Below are 6457 nucleotides of genomic sequence, written 5' to 3' on the forward strand. Positions count from 1 at the left end.
CCACCCCATCAACCACAGGGAGTTGTTGTGGCGCGAGCAAGCGGTTGCAGCGAAGCACGCCACCAAAGCCTGTGGTTATGGGTCGCGGGTCGTGCTTCGCTTGCCCGGGACGACAGCTCAATTCGTCGAAGCTTCGTAGCCCGGATGGAGCGCAGCGCAATCCGGGACAGTCTCGCGGGGCGGTTAGAGCCACCCCGGGTTGCGCTGCGCTCCACCCGGGCTACGGATCGTCAATTCGTCGGCAGCGGCACCTGGTCGTCGATCAGCGAATTCAGCACCGCCTTCACGTCGACCTTGGCATCGACTACGCCGGCCTGCTGCAGCGCAAGCCCTGCGGCGAGGATCGAATCGCGCTGCGGGGCGCCGATTCGGCTGTGGGTCAACTCGGTGCGCTCCTTGAGCTGCTTGTCGACCACGGCCTCCGGCAGCTTGGTCGCGGCAATGAAGGTCTTCTTCAGCTCGTCGTAGTTCGCCAGCGAATATTTGCGGGCCTCTTCGTAAACGGCGAGGACGCGGCGGACGACGTCCGGGTGATCCTTCAGGAACTGCTCGCGCACGTTGAGGATGCCCCAGGTGTTGGCGTCCGCTTTGCGGAAGAACAGTTTTGCGCCGTCCTCGACTTCCGCCTGCGCCATCATCTGGTCGAGGCCGGCCCAGGCGTCGACGTCGCCGCGGATCAGCGCGGTCTTGCCGTCGGCGTGCTGGAGCAGCACCGGCGTGATGTCCTTTTCAGAGAGGCCGGCATCAAGCAGCGCGCGCACCAGGAAGATGTGCGGATCTGTGCCGCGGGTCACCGCGACGCGCTTGCCCTTGAGGTCGGCGACCGAGGCGATCTTGGAATCCTTGCCCGTGACCAGCGCGGTCCATTCCGGACGCGAATAGACATAGATCGACTTGATCGGGTTGCCGTTGATCTTGGCGACCAGCGCGGCCGAGCCCGCCGTCGAGCCGAAATCGATCGAGCCCGCGTTGAGGAATTCGAGCGCCTTGTTGGAGCCGGCGGATTGCACCCAGACGATGCTGATGCCGTCCCTGGCGAACTCCTTTTCCAGGAGCCCTTTCTGCTTCAGGACCAGCGAGACCGGATTGTAGGTCGCCCAGTCGATACGTATCTCCTTGAGCGGCTCCGCCGCAAAACTTGCCGCGGGCGCAAGCGTCAAACCTGCGATTATCGCAGCCACAGCGCGCCGTGAAATCCGGACCATCCTCAGCCTCCAGGTGTTGGAAAAATCTTGGTAAAACGTCTTTTTATCTCAATGAGTTATGCTGAAGGTCAATGAGAAAATCCACACCCTGAAGGCGGCAACGTGAGAATGGCTTTGCTCAAATCAACGGGAATTCAGCACAGAGTGATCGCGGGTCCACAATGTCCCGTGACAGCGCAGGCGCCGTCCTTTATCGGGATAGACCATGGATAGTGTCGTGGCCGAACCCCACCCGGAAGTGGGTGACCGTTTCGATACCGCGCGGATCACCGCCGCGGTCGACGCGCTCGCCGAGAAGCACGCGGGCCGCGAGGACCAATTCCGCTCGGCCATGGCGCAACTGCTCAAGGCGGAACTGATCGGGGCACGCGCCACGGCGCAGGCCGTGCTGCTCAAGGACCGCCACGGCCGGCGCTGCGCGGAGCGGCTCTGCTTCGTGCAGGACGAGATCATCCGCATCCTCTATGCGGCGGCGACCAAGCACCTCTATCACTCGCCGATCCCCTCCGGCGAGGAGCGCATGGCGGTCGTCGCCACCGGCGGCTATGGCCGCGGCCTGATGGCGCCGGAGTCCGACATCGATCTGTTGTTCATCCTGCCCTACAAGCAGACCGCCTGGGGCGAGCAGGTCGCCGAAGCGATCCTTTACTGCCTGTGGGACATGGGACTGAAGGTCGGCCATGCCACGCGCTCGGTCGATGAATCGATCCGCCAGGCGCGCGGCGACATGACGATCCGCACCGCGATCCTGGAAACGCGGTTCCTGACCGGCGACCGGCCGCTCTATGACGAACTGGTCGACCGCTTTGACAAGGACGTCGTGCAGGGCACCGCCGCCGAATTCGTCACCGCCAAACTGGCCGAGCGCGAGGAGCGGCACCGCCGCGCCGGACAGTCGCGCTATCTGGTCGAGCCCAACGTCAAGGACGGCAAGGGCGGCCTGCGCGACCTGCACACGCTGTTCTGGATCGCGAAATACGTCTACCGCGTGCGCGAGACCGATGAATTGCTCGAACGCGGCGTGTTCGATGCGCAGGAATACCGCACCTTCCGCCGCTGTGCCGATTTCCTGTGGTCGGTGCGCTGCAACATCCATTTCTTCGCCGGCCGCGCCGAGGAGCGGCTGTCGTTCGACGTCCAGCGCGAGATCGCGGTCAGGCTCGGCTACACTTCGCATCCCGGCATGCAGGACGTCGAACGCTTCATGAAGCATTACTTCCTGATCGCCAAGGACGTCGGCGATCTCACCGCAATTCTGTGCGCCAAGCTGGAGGAAGAGCAGAAGAAGCCGGCGCCGGTGCTGAGCCGCATGGTAGCGCGCTTGCGGCCGGGCAGCACCAAGCGGCGCGTGCCCGAGAGCGACGACTTCATCGTCGACAACAACCGCATCAACCTGGCCGCGCCCGACGTCTTCAAGCACGATCCGGTCAACCTGATCCGCATCTTCCGTTTGGCGCAGAAGAACAACCTCGCCTTCCATCCCGACGCGATGCGCACCGTGACACGCTCGCTCAAGCTCGTGAACACGCAGCTTCGCGAAGATACCGAAGCTAACCGGCTGTTCATGGAGATCCTGACATCAGACAATGCCGAGATCGTGCTGCGGCGGATGAACGAGACCGGCGTGCTCGGTCACTTCATCCGCGCCTTCGGCAAGATCGTGTCGATGATGCAGTTCAACATGTACCACCACTACACGGTGGACGAGCACCTGATCCGCTGCATCGGCTTCCTGCAGGAGATCGAGCGCGGCGGCAATGACGAGTTCATTGTCGCCAGCGACCTGTTCCGCAAGATCCGCCCTGAGCATCGTCCGGTGCTCTATATCGCGACCCTGCTGCACGATATCGCCAAGGGCCGGCCCGAGGATCATTCGGTCGCCGGAGCGAAGGTGGCGCGGCGGCTATGCCCGCGGCTCGGCTTCAGCAACGCCGACACCGAACTCGTCGCATGGCTGATCGAGGATCATCTGACGATGTCGACGGTCGCGCAGTCGCGCGATCTCTCCGACCGCAAGACCATCGAGAATTTCGCCGCGGTCGTGCAATCGGTCGAGCAGATGAAACTGCTGACGATCCTCACCACCGCCGACATCCGCGGCGTCGGCCCCGGCGTCTGGAACGGCTGGAAGGCGCAGCTCCTGCGCACGCTCTATTACGAGACTGAGCCGGTGTTGACCGGCGGCTTCTCGGAAGTGAACCGCGCCCGCCGCATCGCGGTGGCGCAGGCCGAATTCCGTGCCGCCTTCACCGAATGGCCAGAGGCGGAGCTCAACGCCTACATCGAGCGGCATTATCCGGCGTACTGGCTCAAGGTCGAATTGCCGCGCAAGATCCGGCAGGCACGCTTCATCCGCGCCAGCGAGCAGGCCGGGCACAAGCTTGCGATCAATGTCGGATTCGACGAGGCGCGCGGCGTCACCGAACTGACGATCTGGGCGACCGACCATCCCTGGCTATTGTCGATCATCGCCGGCGCCTGCGCTTCCGCAGGGGCCAATATCGTCGACGCCCAGATCTACACCACGACCGACGGCCGCGCGCTCGACACCATCGCGATCTCCCGGGAATACGACCGCGACGAGGATGAAGGCCGGCGCGCCACCCGGATCGGCGAGATGATCGAGGACGTGCTGGAAGGCAAGTTGCGCCTGCCGGAGGCGATGGCGCGCCGCGCCGTCCATCGCAGCAGCGGCAGCAAGGTGAAGGCGTTCACCGTCGAGCCCGAAGTCACCATTAATAACCAGTGGTCGGACCGCTACACCGTGATCGAGGTTTCCGGCCTCGACCGGCCCGGCCTGCTGTACCAGCTCACCACCGCGATCTCGAAGCTCAACCTCAATATCGCCTCCGCCCATGTCGCGACCTTCGGCGAGCGCGCCCGCGACGTGTTCTATGTCACCGACCTCCTGGGCGCGCAGATCACTGCGCCGACCCGGCAGGCCGCGATCAAGAGCGCCCTGTTGCACCTGCTCGCTGATGAGAACGCAGCCGCCCAGCCGGCGGCCTGAACCTTCGCCGTGGTTTTACGGAGCCGGCAACCGGCTGACAGTTAAGCCTTTTATCCGGTCAGCCAGCTTCAGGGTTGCCGCATCGGCGCCGCTGCCTTACCTAGAGCCTCGGTAAACCGAGGCTCTAGCCTTTTGTTTCGACGCGTTTTCTGGCGCGAACCGGTATCCACTTCGCTCGAAAACGCTATGGTAGGCTCATGAAATTCCTCGATGAAGCAAAGGTCTATATTCGCTCCGGCGACGGCGGCAACGGCTGCGTTGCGTTCCGGCGCGAGAAGTTCATCGAGTTTGGCGGGCCCTCAGGCGGCAATGGCGGCCGCGGCGGCGACGTCATCATCCAGGCGGTCGACGGGCTGAACACGCTGATCGACTACCGCTACCAGCAGCATTTCAAGGCCCAAAAAGGCACCAATGGCATGGGCAAGGACCGCCATGGCGCCGCCGGCAAATCGATCATACTGAAGGTGCCGGTGGGAACCCAGGTCTTCGACGAGGATCGCGAGACGCTGATCCACGATTTCACCAAACTCGGCGAGAAATTCGTGCTGGCCGAGGGCGGCAATGGCGGTTTCGGCAACGCGCATTTCAAATCGTCCACCAACCGCGCCCCGCGCAACGCCAATCCCGGCCTGCCGGGCGAGGAGCGCTGGATCTGGCTCCGCCTGAAACTGATCGCGGATGCCGGCCTGGTCGGACTGCCGAACGCCGGCAAGTCGACCTTCCTCTCGGTGGTCAGCGCTGCCAAGCCGAAGATCGCGGACTATCCCTTTACGACGCTGCACCCGCAGCTTGGCGTCGTGAGCGCGCAGGGCCGCGAATTCGTGCTCGCCGACATCCCCGGGCTGATCGAGGGCGCACATGAGGGCGCCGGCCTCGGCGACCGTTTTTTGGGCCATGTCGAGCGCTGCCGCGTGCTGTTGCACCTGATCGACGCCACCTGCGAGCATGCGGGTAAGGCCTACAAGACGGTCCGCACCGAACTCGAGGCCTATGAGGGCCATCTTGCCGAGAAGATCGAGATCGTCGCGCTGAACAAGATCGACGCGGTCACGCCGGATGAATTGAAGAAGCAGAGGGACCGGCTGAAACGGGCGGCAAAGAAGACGCCGCTGCTTGTCTCCGCCGCCACCGGCGAGGGCATCCCGGAAGCGTTGAAGGCGCTGGTCGAGGTGATCGGCGAGGCGCCGGTATCGGCCAAGGCCAAAAGCAGCACTGATGCCGAACCCTGGGCGCAACCGACGCCGCAGGGCTGATTCCAAGGCCTGTTCGGCCCGCAGGGTTGATGTTCCCTTAACGCTCTTTCCCGTGCGCCGCTTCCAAAGTAAGGGGGTGGCGCGTATTGCTTCGCAAACGCCGCTCCGTCTCTGATCAAACCATGAAACGCCCCGCGCTCAACCGTTTTCGCCGCATCGTCGTCAAGGTCGGCTCATCGCTCCTGATCGATTCCGAGGCTGGCGAGGTCAAGGCGTCATGGCTGTCGGCGCTGGCTGCCGATATCGCCAAGCTGCACGGGGAAGGCCGGGAGGTGTTGATCGTCTCGTCCGGCTCGATCGCGCTCGGGCGCAGCCGGTTGAGGCTTCCGCGCGGGCCGCTCAAGCTCGATGAGAGCCAAGGTGCGGCCGCCGTAGGCCAGATCGCGCTGGCACGGATCTGGTCCGAAGTGCTTGGCGATCACGAGATTCGCGCCGGGCAGATCCTGGTCACGCTGCAGGATACCGAGGAGCGCCGCCGCTATCTGAACGCGCGATCGACCATCGCAAAGCTCCTGGAATGGCGCGCGGTGCCGGTGATCAACGAGAACGATACGGTCGCCACCAACGAGATCCGCTATGGCGACAACGACCGCCTCGCCGCCCGCGTCGCCACCATGGCGAGCGCGGATCTCCTGGTCCTGCTGTCTGATATCGACGGCCTCTATGACGCGCCGCCGGCCAATAACCCCAACGCAAAACTGATCCCGGTGGTCGAAAGCATCAGCGCGGAGATCGAGGCGATGGCGGGTGAAGCCGGATCCGAGCTGTCGCGCGGCGGCATGCGCACCAAGATCGAGGCCGCGAAGATCGCGACCACCGGCGGCACCCATATGCTGATCGCCTCTGGCAAGATCGAGCATCCCTTGCAGGCGATCACGGACGGCGGCCGCTGCACCTGGTTCCTGACGCCGGCCAACCCGATCACCGCGCGCAAGCGCTGGATCGCGGGCTCGCTGGAACCGAAGGGCACGCTGACCATCGACGCCGGC

At 64.2% G+C, this 6457-nt stretch carries 4 protein-coding genes; 3 read left to right on the top strand and 1 reads right to left on the bottom strand.

Annotated features, from left to right (window positions below):
* Positions 1 to 230: 230 nt before the first annotated feature.
* Positions 231 to 1205 (bottom strand): aliphatic sulfonate ABC transporter substrate-binding protein, encoded by a 975-nt coding sequence (locus CWO89_RS39170; RefSeq protein ID WP_130583663.1) that lies wholly within the window; start codon positions 1203 to 1205, stop codon positions 231 to 233.
* 205 nt (positions 1206 to 1410) lie between these two features.
* Between CWO89_RS39170 and CWO89_RS39175 the strand changes: the two genes are divergently transcribed.
* The 3 genes from CWO89_RS39175 to proB form a co-directional block, all read left to right on the top strand.
* Positions 1411 to 4215 carry a [protein-PII] uridylyltransferase gene (locus CWO89_RS39175; protein WP_130583664.1) on the top strand — a complete coding sequence of 935 codons (2805 nt, stop codon included), beginning with the start codon at positions 1411 to 1413 and terminating at the stop codon, positions 4213 to 4215.
* 197 nt (positions 4216 to 4412) lie between these two features.
* A complete protein-coding gene (gene obgE / locus CWO89_RS39180) occupies positions 4413 to 5468 on the top strand; it encodes a GTPase ObgE (RefSeq protein ID WP_130583665.1) in 1056 nt (351 codons plus the stop codon).
* Between the two features lie 122 nt (positions 5469 to 5590).
* On the top strand, positions 5591 to 6457 hold an 867-nt coding region (gene proB, locus CWO89_RS39185), incomplete at its 3' end, for a glutamate 5-kinase (RefSeq protein WP_130583666.1).

Source organism: Bradyrhizobium sp. Leo170 (assembly GCF_004296405.1).
Classification (GTDB): domain Bacteria; phylum Pseudomonadota; class Alphaproteobacteria; order Rhizobiales; family Xanthobacteraceae; genus Bradyrhizobium.

Excerpts from the sequence above, each read along its gene's own strand:
- obgE (WP_130583665.1), top strand. The coding sequence starts at position 4,413 with ATGAAATTCCTCGATGAAGCAAAGGTCTATATTCGCTCCGGCGACGGC.
- CWO89_RS39175 (WP_130583664.1), top strand. The coding sequence starts at position 1,411 with ATGGATAGTGTCGTGGCCGAACCCCACCCGGAAGTGGGTGACCGTTTC.
- CWO89_RS39170 (WP_130583663.1), bottom strand. The coding sequence starts at position 1,205 with ATGGTCCGGATTTCACGGCGCGCTGTGGCTGCGATAATCGCAGGTTTG.